Annotated in this window: 14 protein-coding genes; 7 read left to right on the forward strand and 7 right to left on the reverse strand. The window is 42.1% G+C overall.

Annotated elements, in window-relative coordinates:
* Positions 1–811: 811 nt before the first annotated feature.
* The 3 genes from tuf to AX677_RS00020 form a co-directional block, all read right to left on the reverse strand.
* On the reverse strand, positions 812–2,008 hold the full coding sequence (gene tuf, locus AX677_RS00010; RefSeq protein ID WP_002895003.1) for an elongation factor Tu: 1,197 nt from the start codon (positions 2,006–2,008) through the stop codon (positions 812–814).
* A 255-nt stretch (positions 2,009–2,263) separates the two neighbouring features.
* On the reverse strand, positions 2,264–5,110 hold the full coding sequence (gene ppc / locus AX677_RS00015) for a phosphoenolpyruvate carboxylase (protein ID WP_060975730.1): 2,847 nt from the start codon (positions 5,108–5,110) through the stop codon (positions 2,264–2,266).
* Between the two features lie 46 nt (positions 5,111–5,156).
* Positions 5,157–6,389 (reverse strand): cell division peptidoglycan polymerase FtsW, encoded by a 1,233-nt coding sequence (locus AX677_RS00020; protein ID WP_060975731.1) that lies wholly within the window; start codon positions 6,387–6,389, stop codon positions 5,157–5,159.
* 154 nt (positions 6,390–6,543) lie between these two features.
* Between AX677_RS00020 and AX677_RS00025 the strand changes: the two genes are divergently transcribed.
* The 6 genes from AX677_RS00025 to lysS all read left to right on the forward strand — a co-directional run bounded on the left by AX677_RS00025 (position 6,544) and on the right by lysS (position 11,815).
* On the forward strand, positions 6,544–7,017 hold the full coding sequence (locus AX677_RS00025) for a glutathione peroxidase (protein WP_032907622.1): 474 nt from the start codon (positions 6,544–6,546) through the stop codon (positions 7,015–7,017).
* A 183-nt stretch (positions 7,018–7,200) separates the two neighbouring features.
* Complete coding sequence (locus tag AX677_RS00030; protein ID WP_060975732.1) at positions 7,201–8,058, forward strand: glycoside hydrolase family 25 protein; 858 nt, start codon at positions 7,201–7,203, stop codon at positions 8,056–8,058.
* Positions 8,059–8,200: 142 nt separating this feature from the next.
* Positions 8,201–9,049: a DUF368 domain-containing protein gene (locus AX677_RS00035; RefSeq protein ID WP_060975733.1), complete on the forward strand. Its 849-nt coding sequence runs from the start codon at positions 8,201–8,203 to the stop codon at positions 9,047–9,049.
* The gene (locus AX677_RS00040) at positions 9,042–9,527 is read left to right on the forward strand and encodes an aminoacyl-tRNA deacylase (RefSeq protein ID WP_060975734.1); all 486 of its coding nucleotides are present in this window, start codon (positions 9,042–9,044) and stop codon (positions 9,525–9,527) included. The genes AX677_RS00035 and AX677_RS00040 overlap by 8 nt, the downstream gene beginning before the upstream one ends.
* A 61-nt stretch (positions 9,528–9,588) precedes the next feature.
* A complete protein-coding gene (locus AX677_RS00045; RefSeq protein WP_060975735.1) occupies positions 9,589–10,224 on the forward strand; it encodes a histidine phosphatase family protein in 636 nt (211 codons plus the stop codon).
* A gap of 100 nt (positions 10,225–10,324) precedes the next feature.
* Complete coding sequence (gene lysS / locus AX677_RS00050; protein WP_002894992.1) at positions 10,325–11,815, forward strand: lysine--tRNA ligase; 1,491 nt, start codon at positions 10,325–10,327, stop codon at positions 11,813–11,815.
* A 98-nt stretch (positions 11,816–11,913) separates the two neighbouring features.
* Here lysS and AX677_RS00055 read toward each other — a convergent pair whose 3' ends face one another.
* From AX677_RS00055 to AX677_RS00065, 3 genes are read right to left on the reverse strand one after another with little or no spacing between them, the layout of a single operon-like run.
* Positions 11,914–13,182, reverse strand: a complete 1,269-nt coding sequence (locus tag AX677_RS00055) for an ABC transporter permease (RefSeq protein ID WP_002904941.1) — start codon at positions 13,180–13,182, stop codon at positions 11,914–11,916.
* Entirely contained in the window at positions 13,182–13,880 is a 699-nt protein-coding gene (locus AX677_RS00060) for an ABC transporter ATP-binding protein (protein ID WP_002897232.1), read from the reverse strand. Before AX677_RS00060 ends, AX677_RS00055 begins: the two co-directional genes overlap by 1 nt.
* On the reverse strand, positions 13,864–15,027 hold the full coding sequence (locus AX677_RS00065; protein ID WP_060975736.1) for an efflux RND transporter periplasmic adaptor subunit: 1,164 nt from the start codon (positions 15,025–15,027) through the stop codon (positions 13,864–13,866). Before AX677_RS00065 ends, AX677_RS00060 begins: the two co-directional genes overlap by 17 nt.
* A 209-nt stretch (positions 15,028–15,236) precedes the next feature.
* Between AX677_RS00065 and gorA the strand changes: the two genes are divergently transcribed.
* Entirely contained in the window at positions 15,237–16,586 is a 1,350-nt protein-coding gene (gorA, locus tag AX677_RS00070) for a glutathione-disulfide reductase (RefSeq protein ID WP_060975737.1), read from the forward strand.
* Between the two features lie 351 nt (positions 16,587–16,937).
* Here gorA and AX677_RS00075 read toward each other — a convergent pair whose 3' ends face one another.
* Entirely contained in the window at positions 16,938–17,669 is a 732-nt protein-coding gene (locus tag AX677_RS00075; protein WP_060975738.1) for a cyclase family protein, read from the reverse strand.
* Between the last annotated feature and the right edge of the window lie 417 nt (positions 17,670–18,086).

Raw genomic sequence — 18,086 nt, forward strand, 5'->3', positions numbered from 1 at the left:
GAACCCGTAGTAGCCGATGGAATGGACATGAACAAAATTGTAAATAGAACTAGAATTTTTTTTATAAAATCTCTCATATCTCCATAAGTCCTTAATAGTCTAAAACTATTAATCTTTACCTCCTACCTCATTTTCATATATAGCAAATAGACTAATCTAACCTCTCTTACAGGATTATCTCTTCATATAAAAAATACTTAGCTAGAAAAACAGCCTATTATAGTTACAAAGCAAATCTTTACCTAGAATTTAATATTAAGTTAATAGTTTTAATTCACTGAAACTATTTCTATTAAATTATTTCCCATCAAACTATTATGTTAAAAGGCAATAATAAAAGACATGCAAAATAATTAAACAAACTTTTTAGCACCTCTATATTCAAAACAAAATCTTTTTCAATCTATACAGTACTTTCTTAACAAGAATTAGATTGAGAATTAAAATTTCGATTTATATCGACCAATATAATTCGTTTTAAAACGTTTTTTAATTTTTGTTAAAGGTGTCCTGTAAATCATCCCTCCTTTTATTAATTTAGAATCATATCCTACTGTCATTTTCTCATTTCATCTCCATAAGCATTTAAACAATTACAAACAAATTAAATACTTCATTTATATTACAGTATGTTACGATATCGGTTTATTATATCATATTTTTTTAAAGTAATCACCTATTTTTGCATATTTTATTAAGTTTTTTTTATAAGTAATATGAATAATAAAAATATTACTAAGCAATAATTAAAAACCCCGTTTTCACGGGGTTTAGTGTCTGACTATAATTGTTATCTGGGAACGGAATCGAATTAAGCTTCGATTTCTGTAACCATACCTGAACCAACAGTACGTCCACCTTCACGGATAGAGAAAGTAGTACCTTGTTCAACGGCGATTGGGTGGATCAACTCAACGTCGATTGTTACGTTATCACCAGGCATTACCATTTCAGTACCTGCTGGAAGTTCGATTGAACCTGTAACGTCAGTTGTACGGAAGTAGAACTGTGGACGGTAGTTGTTGAAGAATGGAGTGTGACGTCCGCCTTCTTCTTTAGTAAGGATATAAACTTCACCCTTGAATTTAGTGTGTGGGTTGATTGAACCTGGTTTAGCGATAACTTGTCCACGTTCGATTTCATCACGTTGGATACCACGGAGAAGCACACCTACGTTGTCCCCTGCAAGACCTTCGTCAAGCTGTTTACGGAACATTTCAACACCAGTAACAACTGCTTTTTGGATTTCTTCTTTGATACCAACGATTTCGATTTCGTCGTTGACTTTAACGATACCACGGTCGATACGTCCTGAAGCAACTGTACCACGACCAGTGATTGAGAATACGTCTTCGACTGGAAGAAGCAATGGCTTGTCAGTATCGCGTTCTGGTTCTGGGATGTACTCATCAACAGTGTCCATCAATTCCATGATGATGTCTTCATATTTAGAGTCACCTTCAAGAGCTTTAAGAGCTGAACCTTGGATAACTGGAAGATCGTCACCTGGGAAGTCGTATTCTGACAAGAGGTCACGGATTTCCATTTCAACCAATTCAAGCAATTCTTCATCGTCAACCAAGTCAACTTTGTTCATGAAGACGATCAAGTGTTTAACACCAACCTGACGTGAAAGCAAGATGTGCTCACGAGTTTGTGGCATTGGTCCGTCAGTTGAAGCTACTACAAGGATTGCTCCGTCCATTTGAGCGGCACCAGTGATCATGTTTTTAACGTAGTCCGCGTGTCCTGGAGCGTCGATGTGAGCGTAGTGACGCTTAGCAGTTTCATACTCAACGTGCGCAGTGTTGATAGTGATTCCGCGTTCGCGTTCTTCTGGAGCAGCATCGATAGACGCATAGTCTTTAGGTTGGTTAACTGCTGAAGGCAAGCGACGTGCCAATACAGTTGTGATAGCTGCTGTCAAAGTAGTTTTACCGTGGTCAACGTGTCCGATAGTACCAATGTTAACGTGTGGTTTACTACGATCGTATTTTTCTTTTGCCATTTGAGTAAAAGCCTCCAATAAAATATATTTTATAGATAGACAGTAGGCAATACAGTCTAACTTTCCTTACTATTTTATCAAATTTAAATGAAAATGCAAGTCTTTTAGCATTTTTTTGTGAATTATTCCTTGTCTAATTTATAGTAAGGTTGATACCAAGAAAAGCGGTTGAATTGTAACAAGTATATCGAATTAAGAAGCCCTTTGGTTCCAAAAATAGAAAAAACCGGAACAATTCCGATTTTTTTCTTTATATTAGCCAGAGTTTCGCAGACCAGTTGCAATACCATTGATGGTGATGTGAATCAGCTTTTCTTGATCTGGTGTAAGCTGGCCTTTTCGCTGACGCTTGATTAGTTCTAGCTGGATATAGTTCAAAACATTAAAGTAAGGCATACGATAGTGCAAGCTATCCCTCAGATAGGTATTTTCTGCAAGGAGCTCATCGTGCCCTTCAATCTCTAGAATGACATCCTTAGTCAGCTGCCACTCATCCAAGATAATATTGAAAATATCTCGCACATTCTGATCTTCACAAAGCTGCGCGTACTCAAAAGCGATATTCATATTTGACTTAGACAAAACCATGTCTACATTTGATAAGAGAGACTTGAAGAAAGGCCATCTCTTATACATAAATTGCAGGAAGGCTAGATTATTTTCTGGATCTTCATCAATGAATTCCTTGAAACTCGACCCGACACCATACCAGCCTGGGAACATAACCCGACTTTGAGACCATGAGAAGACCCATGGAATAGCTCGGAGACCACCGATTTCAGTGATGGTTTTACGGGCTGCTGGACGTGAACCAATATTAAAGCTAGAAATAGCTTTAATCGGGCTGGATTCGAAGAAATAATCGTAAAAACGCTCGTCGCCAAAGACCAAATCACGGTAAATCTGATAACTGCGATTAACTACTTGGTCCATGATTCGCTCATATTTATCAGACGTATGACTATCGCTCTTCTTATGAGTTACCATGCGGTTAATGGCTGCAGACACCAACATTTCCAAATTATAGTAGGCTGCGTCTTTGTTTCCATATTTATTACCAATGACTTCCCCCTGCTCAGTGAGACGGATCCGGTCATTGATACTGCGGAGTGGCTGAGAAGTGATGGCTTCATAAGTTGGACCTCCACCACGTCCTACTGTACCTCCCCGGCCATGGAAGAAGGTAATTTTTACGCCAAACTTATCACCGATGGCTGTCAACTGCTGCTGAGCCTTGTAGAGAGTCCAGCAAGAAGACAGGTAACCACCGTCCTTATTACTGTCTGAATAGCCCAGCATAATTTCCTGGTAATTATCCTTAGAGGCAATCCACTTCTGAGCAATCGGCAGAGACAGGTATTTCTCCATGGTATCGCAGGAATTGTCCAAATCCTCAATGGTCTCAAAGAGCGGAACAATCTGGACACGTGCCCCGTTTTCATCAATCAGTCCCACTTCCTTGAGCATAATAGCCAACTCAAGTAAATCTGATACACTGGTCGAGTGAGAAATAATATTTTGCTTAATGACTTCCTCACCAATAGCATCTTTTAGCTGACGGGCTGTTTTGAAAATCTCCAGTTCTTTTTGCAGGAGTTCGGATTTAGGCTCATGAGTAGCTGACAGGATACGAGGATCTTCTAGCAGCTGTTTGAGGAGAACCTGGCATTTTTCTTCTTCCGACAGATTGCTATAATCCTGAACAATATTAGCCGAAGCCAAGAGCTCAGCCACACAGGCCTCATGAACGCTGGAATCCTGCCGCATATCAATGCTGGCCAAGAAGAAGCCAAAAACATCAACCGCTTGGAGAAGTTCAGTCAAGTCCCCACTTACTAAGGCTTCCCCATGATGTTCGATAAGAGAATCATAAATGACCTGCAAGTCTTCCTTGAATTCCTGAGCTGTTTTGTAAGAAGGTGTCTCTTCTTTCTTCAGCTCGGTCAGGGTCTCGCTGATACGAGACTGGATATAATTAGGGATGATTTCTCTTCCTTTATTGCTGACAGAAAGGTTGGCTTTCGCAGACAATTTTTCCTCAGCTCGGTCAGTCAATCGCTGACCATCATTTGAAAAATTGCCTTCTTTAAGGTAAAGCAAGGTTTGAATCAGCTTGGACTGGATATAGTGGAAAGCTCGGCGGTAAGGCTCATTTTCCCGATAAACAGACTTGTCTGTAGACAGAGCTGCCATTTCTGCTACTGCCTGACTAGTTTCTGAGAGGTTGGTCGATAGCGAGAAGGTGCGATAGAGTGTATAAACCTTATCAATATAATAGTTGAGGATGACTTCACTCTGGAGGGTGGCTGACAGTTTCAGAGTTTCTGCGGTTACAAAAGGATTGCCATCACGGTCACCGCCAATCCACATTCCCATGGTAATAGGCTTTGGATTATCCAGCTTGATGCCCCGCTCTTCTGCCAAGCGTCTGTATTCGACCATAAAGTTAGTGATCGCTTGTAGGAAAGAGCTGTTGTAGTACTCCATGACATTGGTAATCTCATTGGTCACTTTCAGCTTTTTCTCACGGATCATATCCGTCTGCATCATGAGCTCAATATAGCGACGGAGATTTCCTAGCCACTTCTTCTCATTGACCAGACCCGCTTTAACATCACGATGCTGGCGCAGCAAACTATGGATATGATTGGTTAAGTCCAGAATAGTCTTGCGCTGAACTTGCGTCGGGTGAGCAGTCAGTACTGGCACAACATTCAGATTTTCCAAGATTTCCTGAGCATTTTCCCGCGTTGAAATCAGGTCAATGGTTGTTGATAGCTTTCCAAGATAATCCTGATCGATATTGTTCTGATGGTTAATTTCATAAGCTAAATCCACGTCTTCTGAGATATTAATCAAAAGCGGCAAAATAGAGAAATAACGAGAAATATAAACCATTTCATCCGTCGTCAGTTCTTCTACAATCGCTTTTAGCTCATGATATTTGGAGTTAACCGCCAGCTTCTCCATGAGGGAAATTTTTTCAAAAGTCTCAGGGCTGAGAAGATTCCGAGTAACATCGGCAAGCAAGTCTGTTAAAATGGTGACTTCTTCTCGAATCACTTCTTTATTGCTGTAACTTTCTAATTTGTTAAATGACATAATCTGCACCTTTCATTTTTGCAACAACTGTTCACACGAACTGAGATTAAGCTTCCTCAGATTGGTCTTGCGCCTCCAATTCCATCTGCTCATAGAGGGCATCACGACGCTCGTTGGCATCAATATTAAGTACCAAGGCGATGGCTACTGACAAGACCAGAAGACTGTTCCCTCCTTGCGATAGGAAGGGGAAGGTTACTCCTGTAGAAGGAATAAGACCTGAGACTCCACCGATATTGATGAAGGTCTGCATGAGTATCATACCGCCAATTCCCAAAGCCATCATGGAGTTAAATGGATTCTTTGCCCGAATCCCTACCAAGATAATTCTCAGAATCAGGAAAAAGAGCAAGGCCAGAATCAGACTGGCACCAAAGAAACCAAACTCTTCTATCACGATAGAAAAAACAAAGTCTGTATGAGCTTCCGGCAAATAACCGCGCTTCTCAATAGAGTTCCCCAAGCCTAGACCAAACCAGCCGCCATTACTCATAGCATAGTAGGAATTAGCCAATTGGTGGCCTGAGCCAGACAGGTCCTTGAAAGGATTGAAGAAAGCGCTGAAACGCTTGGCCACATACCCAAAGACTGGAATCTTGGCCACGCGCTCAACCCCAATTATCCAAATGCTAGTTAAAACCAATCCCGAAACACTGACAATGGCTCCCAGCATCGTAGAAAACCATCGATAGCCAATCCCGCTGACAGCTATCATTATTACGACGGTCAAAAATAGAATAGTCGCATTTCCAAGGTCTGGCATAATCGCTACAATCCCAATCAGAATAGCCACCATGGTCCGCCAGTCGTTAAAAGCTTTTGGAAACCAGTGGTTGTGAGTCAGAGCTTGATAATCATAGACCTTTATCTCCTCCTGCCTCTTTGTGAAGCGAAAAGCTAGATACCAGACCAGAATAATCTTCAAATACTCCGCAGGCTGAATACTGAAAGCTCCAAGCTTGAGCCAACCATGGGCACCGTTAATAGTACCTGTTATAAAACGAGATAAGAGCAAGAGGATAATCTCAGCAAAGATAACCATAGTCAGGATGCCTCCTTTTTTCAGGAAACTCAAGCGGATTCTATATAGGAGCGCAATTATAAAGAGACTTATTATCCAAAAAATCCCCTGATTCAAGACCATGCCAAAACCATTTCCTCCGGCCTGAATTGAGGTAGGACTCGTCGTTGAATAGACCACAATCAATCCCAAAACAGATAAAATCAAATAGGGAATCAAGATGGAATAATTCAACAAGTGCTTCTTGTCAATTTTCATATTTCACCATTAAACTTCTAAAAATTCAATTCTCATTATACCACCTTTTGGATTGAAAAAAAAGCATTAGTGCAGAGACTAGAATAATAAGGACTTGCTTTCTCTCTTTTACATAAAATTGTGATAAGATATGAAGCAAGCAAAGGAGGAGAACATGACAGACATTTATGATATCGAAATCCAAAAACAAGACGGAAGTCTGCAAAAAATGAGTGATTATAAAGGAAAGATTCTGCTGATTGTCAATACAGCGACCGGTTGCGGCTTCACTCCTCAGTATCAAGAACTGCAGGGACTCTATGAGCGCTACCAGAAAGACGGATTTGAAATCCTGGATTTCCCCTGTAATCAGTTTGGCCAGCAGGCTCCTGGAGACGCTGCAGAAATCAACAGCTTTTGCAACCTTAACTACGGAACGACCTTTCCTCGATTTGCTAAGATTGATGTCAACGGTCCTCATACTGCTCCACTCTTTGACTGGCTCAAAAAAGAAAAGGGTGGTCTTCTGGGCGAGAAGATCAAGTGGAATTTCACAAAGTTTCTGGTCAGCCGAGATGGAACAGTCATCAAACGTTTCTCTCCACAAACCTCTCCTCAAAAGATAGAAGAACTGATTCAAAAGCTATAATCTGTCGCAAGACCAAAACTATTTAGGCATCGAAATCCTATCTTCCATAGCTTTGCTAAACTCTTTAAAAATATCTTGATTTTACGTTATAATATTTCAATTATGTTACGTTTTATTCATTTTTCGACGAATACAGGGGATATTTTTTGCTTTTTTATTTATTTTAAGTTAAAATAAACCAGTATGAGAAAGAGGATTAAACCGCTTGCAGTCCTAATTTTCTTTGCTAGTTTTATCAGTATTATTTTGATAAGCAAGCAAATTACTGACTCTCAGGAAAAGCAAGCAGAGGCAAAAATTTCACAAACTAAACAGACTCCAAGTTCCTCTAAAAAAGAGGAAACATCTGACAACTCGTCTTTGGATGAAGAGTTTATTTCCAGACCAATCATTGACATTTCTGGCTGGCAGCTGCCAAGTGAGATTAATTATGACTTACTCTCACAGAATGTTTCAGGAGTAATTGTCCGTGTTCATAGTGGAGCACAGGCAAAAAAAGAAAACGCCGCAACTCATCTGAATGGTCTGGACAAATCTTATGAAAGACATATTAAAGAATTTCAAAAGCGAAACATCCCTGTTGCTGTCTATGCCTATGTGGCTGCCAATAGCAAAAAGGAAATGGAAAAAGAAGCTGAAAGTTTCTACAAGGCTTCTGCCAAGTACCATCCAACCTATTATTGGCTGGATGTCGAAGAAAAGACCATGTCTGACATGAATGCGGGAGTTGAGGCTTTCCGAGCCAAGCTAGAGTCACTTGGTGTTAAAAATATTGGGATTTATATTGGAACCTATTTTATGGAGGAACACAGTATCTCCACTGACAAGTTCACAGCAATTTGGATTCCGACTTATGGTAATGACGACGGCTACTATAATGCCGCACCAAATACTGAGCAAGATTACGACTTGCACCAGTACACATCACAAGGTCAACTGACTGGTTTCTCTCATTATCTTGATTTGAACCAGCTGTCAACCTTGAAAGACCAGACAGCTACTTATCAAAAGCTATTTACGGTTCCTAAAGAAAGTCAATAGTTCAGAACGACAGCTCAAATCTCAAAAACTGCTGTCGTTTTTTATTGTAACAAAATAGGAAATTTCCATCCGTTTCCTCTTAATAAAGCCTATATTTTATGATATAATGATTTGATAAATGAAATTAGAAAAGGAAAATACAATGATTTCATGGTTGAATAGAATTTTCAAAGGAATGGTCATTGCACTTGGCTTTATTTTGCCGGGAGTTTCAGGCGGTGTTTTAGCAGCTATCTTAGGTATTTACGAGCGCCTGATTCATTTTTTAGCACATTTAAAAGAAAACTTCGTCGAAAATGTTCTCTATTTCATACCAGTTGGAATCGGAATGATTTTGGGAATTGCTGCCTTCTCCTATCCTGTCAATCTGCTGCTAGACAACTACAAAGTGATTGTCCTCTGGGGATTTGCGGGAGCCATTATTGGAACTGTTCCCAGCCTCATTAAAGAGTCTGTTGCTAAAAGTGAGCGTGATCGGGTTGATATTCTCGTTTTCTGGGTCAGCCTCATCCTTTCTGGACTCTTTCTTTATTCCTTAAATGGCATGGTAGGCACCTTGCCAGCCAACTTTCTCTCTTTCGTCCTAGCAGGAGCCTTGATTGCACTGGGCATTTTAATTCCCGGACTCAGTCCGTCCAACCTTCTCTTAATTTTAGGGCTCTATGCCCCCATGCTGAATGGCTTTCGCAAACTGGATCTCTTGGGAACTTTTCTTCCTATCGGAATCGGAGGAGCCTTAGCACTGATTCTCTTCTCTAAGCTGATGGATCATATTTTGAAAAACTACTACTCTCGTGTCTATCACTTTATCATTGGTATCGTCCTATCCAGTACACTTCTCATTGTAGTGCCACAAGCAGGAAACAGTGAAAGCATTAGCTATCATGGAGTTTCTATATTGACACTTGTCCTTGCAGCCTTTTTCTTCGGTCTGGGAACCTGGCTGGGACTCTGGATGTCGCAATTAGAAGAGAGATATACTAATGGCTAAAAAAACAAAAATCAAAAAAACACTGGTCGAGCAAATTTTAAGCAAGGCTAAGATTGAACATCAAGGCCTGCAGCTAAATGCCTTAGCTGAACAGCCAGTCGATGGTTTGGACCGTTCGCAGATTTATAAAACCTTGGCCTTGACAGGAGACAAGACTGGCACACTAATCGGTATCCTGCCAATCACAGAGCATCTATCTGAAAAGAAAATGGCCAAGATTTCTGGTAATAAAAAGGTCAGTATGATTCCTCAGAAAGACTTGGAAAAGACAACGGGCTATGTCCACGGAGCCAATAATCCTGTCGGTATCCGGCAAAAGCACAACTTTCCAATCTATATCGACCAGTCAGCTCTAGAGCGAGATAGTATTATCGTTTCTGCCGGCGAAGTCGGCCGCAGTATCGAAATCAAGGCTCAAGATTTGGCCGATTTTGTTCAAGCTAACTTTGCAGACCTCAAAGAAAATCCTAGCTCATAATTCTTCAATACTGCACCTAATATCTCAATAAACTCTAATAAGAAAGAAACAATCAACCACTATGAAATTATACTTTGTCCGACACGGAAGAACGGAATGGAATCAGGAAGGCCGCTTTCAGGGAGCCGGCGGTGATTCGCCACTGCTGCCAACCGCCGTTGAAGAACTGCATACCCTAGGAAAACATCTGGCTCAGACACAATTTGGCAAGATTTACAGCAGCGACCTCCCACGCGCCGTTCGCTCTGCTGAGATTATTCAAGAAGAAAGCCAGTTTCCGACTGAAATCGTATCAGTACCTGAACTGCGAGAATGGCAGTTGGGAAAACTGGAAGGCGCAAAAATCTCTACCATAGAAGCCATCTATCCACACCAGATGACTGCCTTCCGCCACAACCTTTCACAATTTAATCACACTTTTTTTGACGCTGAGTCAGTCTACCATACGACCCACCGGACCATTTCCTTTATCAAGACCTTAAAGGACAAGGACTATGAACAAGTGCTCATTGTCGGTCATGGTGCTAACTTAACCGCCAGCATTCGGACCATGCTGGGCTATGACACACCTCTCCTGCGCAAGAATGGTGGCCTGACCAACGCCAGCATCACCATCCTTGAAACAGAAGACTTTGAGAATTTTGAGCTGATCTCTTGGAATAATACGGATTATTTAGTTGAAAAAGCAGAAAATTAAGGCTGGATTTCTAGCTTTTTTTCTTACTTTATAGCCAAATATAGATGAATTTCCCTATCTTTTGTGATAAAATAGGTAGGAAAACTTTTGGAGGAAAAACATGACTACTGAACATATCGAGGAATTAAACGACCAGCAGATTATCCGCCGTGAAAAAATGGCTGCGCTGGCTGAGCAGGGAATTGACCCTTTTGGCAAACGCTTTGAGCGAACTGCTAACTCTGCTCAACTAAAAGAAAAATACAACGATAAAGATAAAGAAGAATTAAACGAACTCAATGAAACAGCTATTATCGCTGGCCGTCTCATGACCAAGCGCGGCAAAGGAAAGGTTGGCTTTGCCCACATCCAAGACCGTGAAGGCCAAATCCAGATTTATGTGCGTAAAGATGCTGTTGGTGAAGAAAATTATGAAATCTTCAAAAAGGCTGACTTAGGAGATTTCCTCGGTATCGAAGGTGAGATTATGCGGACGGATATGGGGGAGCTTTCTATCAAGGCGACCCACCTTACTCATTTGTCTAAGGCTCTGCGTCCCCTGCCTGAAAAATTCCACGGTCTGACAGATGTCGAAACTATCTACCGTAAACGTTATTTGGATTTGATTTCCAACCGCGAAAGCTTTGAACGCTTCGTCACTCGTTCAAAAATCATCTCAGAAATCCGTCGTTACTTGGATGGACAAGGTTTCCTTGAAGTTGAAACTCCTGTTCTGCATAACGAAGCAGGCGGTGCTGCTGCTCGTCCATTTATCACCCACCACAATGCCCAAAATATTGACATGGTACTGCGGATTGCAACCGAGCTTCACCTTAAACGTCTTATCGTTGGCGGTATGGAGCGAGTTTATGAGATTGGCCGTATCTTCCGTAACGAAGGAATGGATGCTACTCACAATCCAGAGTTCACTTCCATAGAGGTTTACCAAGCCTATGCAGATTTCCAAGACATCATGGACTTGACTGAAGGTATTATCCAACATGCAGCCGTCTCTGTTAATGGAGATGGACCAGTCAACTACCAAGGAACTGAAATCAAGATCAACGAACCATTTAAACGCGTTCACATGGTAGATGCCATCAAGGAAATTACTGGTGTTGACTTCTGGCAAGATATGAGCTTTGAAGAAGCTGCTGCCTTGGCTCAGGAAAAGAAAGTTCCGCTTGAAAAGCACTTCACCGAAGTTGGCCATGTTATCAATGCTTTCTTTGAAGAATTTGTGGAAGAAACCTTGATTCAGCCAACCTTTGTCTACGGTCACCCTGTAGCAGTGTCACCTCTGGCCAAGAAAAATCCAGAAGATCCACGCTTCACGGACCGTTTCGAGCTCTTCATCATGACCAAAGAGTATGCCAACGCCTTCACAGAGTTGAACGATCCAATCGATCAATTATCTCGTTTTGAAGCACAGGCAAAAGCCAAAGAACTGGGGGATGACGAAGCAACTGGCATTGACTATGACTTTGTCGAAGCTCTGGAATACGGTATGCCACCAACTGGAGGTCTAGGAATCGGTATCGACCGGCTGGTTATGTTACTAACAGACGTGACTACCATTCGCGATGTCCTGCTCTTCCCAACGATGAAATAATCTGTATTTTATAGGATATTAAGAAAACAAATCCTGCTGGAATTCCAGCAGGATTTTTACATCACAAAAAAGTCTGGTTCCCCAGACTTTTGACTATATTATTCATATCTCAGTGCTTCGATTGGATCCAGTTTAGAGGCCTTGTTGGCCGGCAGGATACCGAAGAGAACACCGATGGTTGCTGAGAAGAGAAGGCTGACGATGCTGACTGGTAGAGATACCGTTACTGGTGTTCCTTCCAGCATTTGACTCATGGCCGAGCCTAGTACAGACGCAAGTCCTGCAGCTAGAAGCAGTCCAATCAAACCACCAATCAGTGTCAAAATCATAGACTCAATCAGAAATTGCATCAGTATGTTGCCACGTGTTGCTCCCAGAGCTTTTCGCAGACCGATTTCACGAGTCCGCTCAGTGACCGATACCAACATGATATTCATAACGCCGATACCACCAACAAAAAGTGAGATTCCGGCGATGGCACCGATAACTCCCGTCATAGCACCATAAATATTTTGTACTTCCTGATAGAGGGCACTATCGTCTGTCACTTGATATTCTCCCTGTTGGAGTCCCGCAATTTCTGTTAATTTCTTGGCAACCTTAGGGCCAAGTTCTGGAACCAAGCTTGTATCATTCACTCGAAGAACAATCTCTGAAATTTCATCTACTCCAAAGTTTGCAGCTATGAGAGTATTCGTCGTAATGGCATTACCACCATAGACCTGCATGGAGCCAGATGCAGCAGCAGTTTCAGGATCTCTATAAACCCCAATCACCCGATAGTTACTGGCACCCACTGTCACAATCTTATTGATTGCTTCTTCAGCGGAAGAAAAGAGGGTCGCAGCCAGATCTTCGTCCAGCAGCACAACACTGGCAAAGCCTTGATAGTCTTGCTGTCTCAAAGCACGACCAGCAATGATTTTGTATTTTTTCACCTGAATATAGGTCATGTTTGCACCGACAAAGTTGACGCGCTCAGCCTGCTTATTTTCGTAGCTAAAGGTTTCCATAGCAGAGTTGGTCACATAATAACCATCCACTCCCTTGATATGGGTCAATTCCTTAACCCATGCTTCCTGGGCCTTGGGTGGTTCCACCACTTCTTCGCTTTCATCTTCTACATTTACTGAATAAAGATCAGCCGTTTGTGTGTAGGAGCCGTCCTTGCTCTTTTTAGGAGAAAAGACAAGACGCATATTTTTCTGACTTTTGGTAAAACTCTCATTGACCCGCCGGGTAATAGAATCTCCTAAGGCCATGATAACCACAACCGAAGCCACTCCGATAATAATCCCAATCATGGTCAGGAAAGACCGCATCTTATGTCCAAGAATGGAGCTAATGGCAAATTTCCAGTTTTGCATTAGGCTAGTCCTCCTTCCTTAGCGCTATCAGATGAGATGACGCCGTCACGAATGACAATCTGCCGTTTGGCATAGGCAGCAATCTCAGGCTCGTGGGTTACCATGATAATGGTTTTCCCTTCTCTATTGAGCTCAGTTAAGAGCTCCATAATCTGCTCACCAGTCTTGGTATCCAAGGCCCCCGTCGGTTCGTCAGCCAGAATCAGCGAAGGATTATTGACCAAAGCACGCGCAATGGCTACCCGCTGCTTCTGTCCTCCGGAAAGCTCTGAAGGCAGATGATGCATCCGCGTGTCCAGCTCCACCTTAGTTAGAAACTGCTCGGCTAAGGACTTGCGCTTAGATAGACCGACACCTGCATAGATCAAGGGTAGCTCCACATTTTGCAAGGCATTGAGCTTAGACAAGAGAAAGAACTGCTGGAAGACAAAGCCGATTTGCTTATTTCGAACCTTGGCCAGCTTCTTATCACCTAGCTTAGCTACTTCTTCGCTTCCTAGATGATATTCACCAGTGGTCGGACGATCCAGCATCCCAATGATATTCATCAGAGTAGACTTACCAGATCCAGACGGTCCCATGATGGCAACAAACTCGCCCTCTTCAACCTCCAGACTGATGTCTTTTAATACCTGCAGTTCCTGGTCTCCATTGCGATAGCTCTTATTAATATTTTTTAACTCAATTAGCTTCTTCATAAGATTTCACCTCTTGACCGTCTTTCAAGCTATCTGTCGGATTGATGATAACTTTACTATCCTTTGTCAAACCAGATGAGATTTCTTGATTTTCAGCATCAGCATTTCCGAGCGTTACTTCTGTCTTCTTGGCAACTCCTTTTTCCAGGACCCAAACATAGTTCTTGTCTCCGTCCATTACCACACTGCTGACTGGCACAATGAGTCCCTGAGTATTGTTTTTAACTTCAATGTTGACAGAGAAACCTTGCTTGAGTTCACCAATCTCGCTGGTAATGTCAATTGTAAATGGATATTTGGAACCTGAAGCTGTTCCGCTACCACCTGTTCCAGACGGTTGAGCTGCTGCCTGCTGGCCGTCTTTCGGATAGTTGGAAATGTAGCTGATTTTACCAGTCCATTTCTTGTCTGGGTAAACCTTTGATGTAATGGTCACTTCTTGACCGACAGACAAGTTAGCCAGGTTGTATTCAGATAATTCACCCTTAATCTGCAGATTTCCATTGCTAACGATGTGAACCAAGGTTTGAGTGGCACCTGTTGTTGATTTTGAAACATCACGGTTGACTTCTACGACCGTACCATCTGCAGTGCTGGTCACTGTTAAGGCATTGAGAGTAGCTTGCGCTTTATTCATATTATCCACTGCATCAGCTCGAGCATCGCGCAGGTCAGCTGCCTGAGACTCCACAGAACGCTGAGCCTGAGCTTCAGACGCCCCATCTGCTTCTTCATCACCAGTTGTATTTACAGTCACACCATTGGTTTGCAAGTCATGCAATTGACGATCGGCTTTGCTAACCGCCCGAGCAGCTGCATCATAAGCAGCCTGAGCCTCTGCACTTTTATAAGTAACCAATGCTTGACCAGCAGTCACTTGGTCACCGACATTGACCAGTACATTTTCCAAGTCACCCTTAGTGCTGTCATAGTAGATATACTGCTCATTGCTGGCTGTAACATTGCCTGTCAGTAAGACTGAAGAAGCCACTGAGCCTTCCTTGGCTTTCTGAATCAGCGGAGTCGTATCGACCGGTGCCTCAGAAGGATTCCCTCCATTTAGAAACATGAAGAGAACTGCTCCTGCAACAACTGCAATCGTAGCTCCAATAATGCTAAATAATTGCCATTTCTTTAACTTTTTCATCTTTTTTCCTCCTCTTGATGAAAACGATTTTCTTTTGTTATATTATATCACAAGGCTATCATAATTCTTCTAAAAAAATTTACAGTTTCTCACAAATGGTTGCTATTTTATCTCAGATAGTCACTCCACTTAAATCCGTAGCAGATTTTTGCATTCACCTGCTAAAAAAGGTACAATTACCTCATATAATAGAAGGAGATTCTAAAAAGATGAAAGAATTTGATATGATTGCTATTGGCGGTGGCAGCGGGGGAATTGCTACCATGAATCGGGCCGGCGAATACGGTGCCAAGGTTGCCGTTATTGAAGAAAAGAAACTAGGTGGCACCTGTGTCAATGTCGGCTGTGTTCCAAAGAAGATTATGTGGTATGGTGCTCAAATAGCTGAAGCTATCCAGCATTATGGACCGGACTACGGCTTTACTTCTGATAATCAAACTTTTGATTTTGCTACCCTTCGGAAAAATCGCGAAGCTTATATTGACCGGGCACGTTCGTCCTATGATGGTAGCTTCAAGCGGAATGGTGTCGAGCTGATCGAAGGCCATGCCCGCTTTGTGGATGCGAACACTGTCCAAGTCAACGGTGAGCTCATACGCGCAAAGCACATTGTCATCGCAACCGGTGCCCATGCTGCTATTCCAAATATCCCTGGCGCAGGCTACGGCGAGAATTCCGACGATGTCTTTGCTTGGGAAGAATTACCTGAATCTGTTGCCATTGTTGGAGCAGGCTATATAGCTGTTGAGCTAGCTGGTGTGCTCCACGCTCTGGGAGTTAAAACAGACCTTTTTGTCCGTAAGGATCGACCACTACGTAACTTTGACAGCTATCTGATTGACGGTCTGCTCCAAGAAATGGAAAAGTCTGGACTCCAGCTTCATACCCATAAGATTCCACAAAAGCTGGAAAAACTTCCTGATGGTCAGCTCAAACTCTACTTTGAAGATGGCAGCAGTCACACAGCACAGCATGTCATCTGGGCAATCGGACGTAAGCCAAATGTTCAAGACCTCAATCTGGAAGCAGCTGGCGTCACTCTCAATGAACGTGGCTTCATCGCTGTAGATGAGTACCAAAACACTGTGGTTCCAGGTATCTATGCTCTTGGCGATGTAACAGGTGAAAAAGAATTAACTCCTGTTGCTATCAAGGCTGGACGAACTCTGTCTGAGCGTCTTTTCAATGGTAAAACAAATGCTAAAATGGACTACTCGACTATTCCAACTGTTGTCTTCTCCCATCCCGCTATTGGGACAGTCGGTCTGACGGAGGTAGAGGCTATCAAGACTTACGGAGCAGAAAATATCCACGTTTACACATCTAGCTTCACATCCATGTATTCAGCTGTCACCCAGCACCGCCAACAGGCCAAGTTCAAGCTTATCACTGCCGATGAGGATGAAAAGGTCGTTGGCCTGCACGGTATTGGCTACGGAGTAGACGAGATGATTCAAGGTTTCGCTGTCGCTATCAAAATGGGCGCTACCAAGGCTGACTTTGATGCTACAGTTGCTATTCACCCGACAGGTTCCGAAGAATTCGTGACCATGCGATAAAAAATTCAAAATCAGAAGAGGTTTGGTATTCCAGCCTCTTTTTGACTTCTGCTACCATTTTATAATAAAGATGATGATCGTTCCATAACCTAATCTTTCATTTTACAGACGAATCTTACATTTTTGTAAGATTGTAATTAAAGCTATTTCAGCTTCATTTGACAATCCTTTCAAATATCAGTCTAATGGAAGAAATTCAGATTTTTTCAGACCATAGACTACTACATCACTATTTAAAAAGGTAATTAAAAAATATCCATCAAGAAATTCCAAAGATTATAAAAAGCGATCTTTTTATTAGTTATTATATGCGAAAAGGAGCCTGAAATGAAATCTCAGGCTCCTTTTTCTTTATGGTAAAATAGCTACAACCCTAACTGGTGAACCGCTGGCTTGATGCCAGTTGGGGAAGCTAATTGAGATAAGAGCACCCTTAGCCGGCAGCTGATCCAGATTAGTCATAACTTCTAGCTGATAAATGTCCTGCTCCAAAAGATAGTATTCATTGAGCAGCCCATGCTCCGCTGTAGGAATACCCGCATCTGTATCAAAAGTTTCGTGACCTACCGCCTTGACACCACGCTCATGGATAAGGAACTCTAGAGCATCCCGTCCCCACCCAGGAGTATGCTGAATCTCCTGATCATCCAGATTGCGCATAGCTGATTGACTTGGCCAACGCTTGGACCAGTCTGAACGAAAAGCAACAAACGTTCCTGGCTCAATCTGCCCGTGCTCCGCTTCAAAATCTAAAATATCCTGCTTGCCCAGTATAAAGTCTGGATTCTCTGCTACTTCCTTAGACTTATCAATAACCACCAAAGGCAGGAAAAGATCTTTTAGTTCAATCTCTTCCAACCAGCGACCACCCTCTACAAAGTGAATCGGAGCATCAATATGAGTCCCGTATTGGCCAACTACAGAAAACTGCTGAACATGAAAACCGTCTTTCAAAGTGAAAATATCCTTCTTCTCCAAGGCAGGCAGAGCTGGAAAATGCGGACTATCTTCCTTGATCTGATGGGACAAGTTGACCCATTTTTTCTCCTGTAGTTCCTGATAAATTTTTAATAAATCTGTCATAGCCTTCTCCAATCTAGTCAGTCTTGCTTTGGGAAGATGTTGATTACGCACCCACACCTCTAGCAAAAACTCTTATTTACTTTTGCATTATTATATCAATCAAAGTGTGCTGCTGCAATTCTTTATAGCTCTTTTAGATAATCCTTTTTTATTGATAAGAATATAGTTTGAAGCTATAGCTAATTTTTCTAATGAAGCCTATTCAAACATTGAAAATTTTGATATGATAATACAAAGCAATCCAGAAATGAGGAAAACTGATGAGTAAAACAAAAAAACTTCTTGCGGCCTTGGGCATCCTTTTCTTTAATATTTTTGGTCTTATCGCCTTCTTCGTCTTGCTCATCAGAAGCAAGAAACGAAAATAAGAATCTGTCTGTATAATTGTCTCGTCCGATTAAGAAGGACTTGACTTTT

Origin of the sequence: Streptococcus sp. CCH8-C6 (assembly GCF_001557225.1) — a bacterium.
Classification (GTDB): Bacteria; Bacillota; Bacilli; order Lactobacillales; family Streptococcaceae; genus Streptococcus; species Streptococcus sanguinis_C.

What these genes read in the sequence shown, in the direction of transcription:
- tuf (WP_002895003.1), bottom strand. Translation starts at nt 2,008, where the DNA reads ATGGCAAAAGAAAAATACGATCGTAGTAAACCACACGTTAACATTGGT.
- ppc (WP_060975730.1), bottom strand. Translation starts at nt 5,110, where the DNA reads ATGTCATTTAACAAATTAGAAAGTTACAGCAATAAAGAAGTGATTCGA.
- AX677_RS00020 (WP_060975731.1), bottom strand. Translation starts at nt 6,389, where the DNA reads ATGAAAATTGACAAGAAGCACTTGTTGAATTATTCCATCTTGATTCCC.
- AX677_RS00025 (WP_032907622.1), top strand. Translation starts at nt 6,544, where the DNA reads ATGACAGACATTTATGATATCGAAATCCAAAAACAAGACGGAAGTCTG.
- AX677_RS00030 (WP_060975732.1), top strand. Translation starts at nt 7,201, where the DNA reads ATGAGAAAGAGGATTAAACCGCTTGCAGTCCTAATTTTCTTTGCTAGT.
- AX677_RS00035 (WP_060975733.1), top strand. Translation starts at nt 8,201, where the DNA reads ATGATTTCATGGTTGAATAGAATTTTCAAAGGAATGGTCATTGCACTT.
- AX677_RS00040 (WP_060975734.1), top strand. Translation starts at nt 9,042, where the DNA reads ATGGCTAAAAAAACAAAAATCAAAAAAACACTGGTCGAGCAAATTTTA.
- AX677_RS00045 (WP_060975735.1), top strand. Translation starts at nt 9,589, where the DNA reads ATGAAATTATACTTTGTCCGACACGGAAGAACGGAATGGAATCAGGAA.
- lysS (WP_002894992.1), top strand. Translation starts at nt 10,325, where the DNA reads ATGACTACTGAACATATCGAGGAATTAAACGACCAGCAGATTATCCGC.
- AX677_RS00055 (WP_002904941.1), bottom strand. Translation starts at nt 13,182, where the DNA reads ATGCAAAACTGGAAATTTGCCATTAGCTCCATTCTTGGACATAAGATG.
- AX677_RS00060 (WP_002897232.1), bottom strand. Translation starts at nt 13,880, where the DNA reads ATGAAGAAGCTAATTGAGTTAAAAAATATTAATAAGAGCTATCGCAAT.
- AX677_RS00065 (WP_060975736.1), bottom strand. Translation starts at nt 15,027, where the DNA reads ATGAAAAAGTTAAAGAAATGGCAATTATTTAGCATTATTGGAGCTACG.
- gorA (WP_060975737.1), top strand. Translation starts at nt 15,237, where the DNA reads ATGAAAGAATTTGATATGATTGCTATTGGCGGTGGCAGCGGGGGAATT.
- AX677_RS00075 (WP_060975738.1), bottom strand. Translation starts at nt 17,669, where the DNA reads ATGACAGATTTATTAAAAATTTATCAGGAACTACAGGAGAAAAAATGG.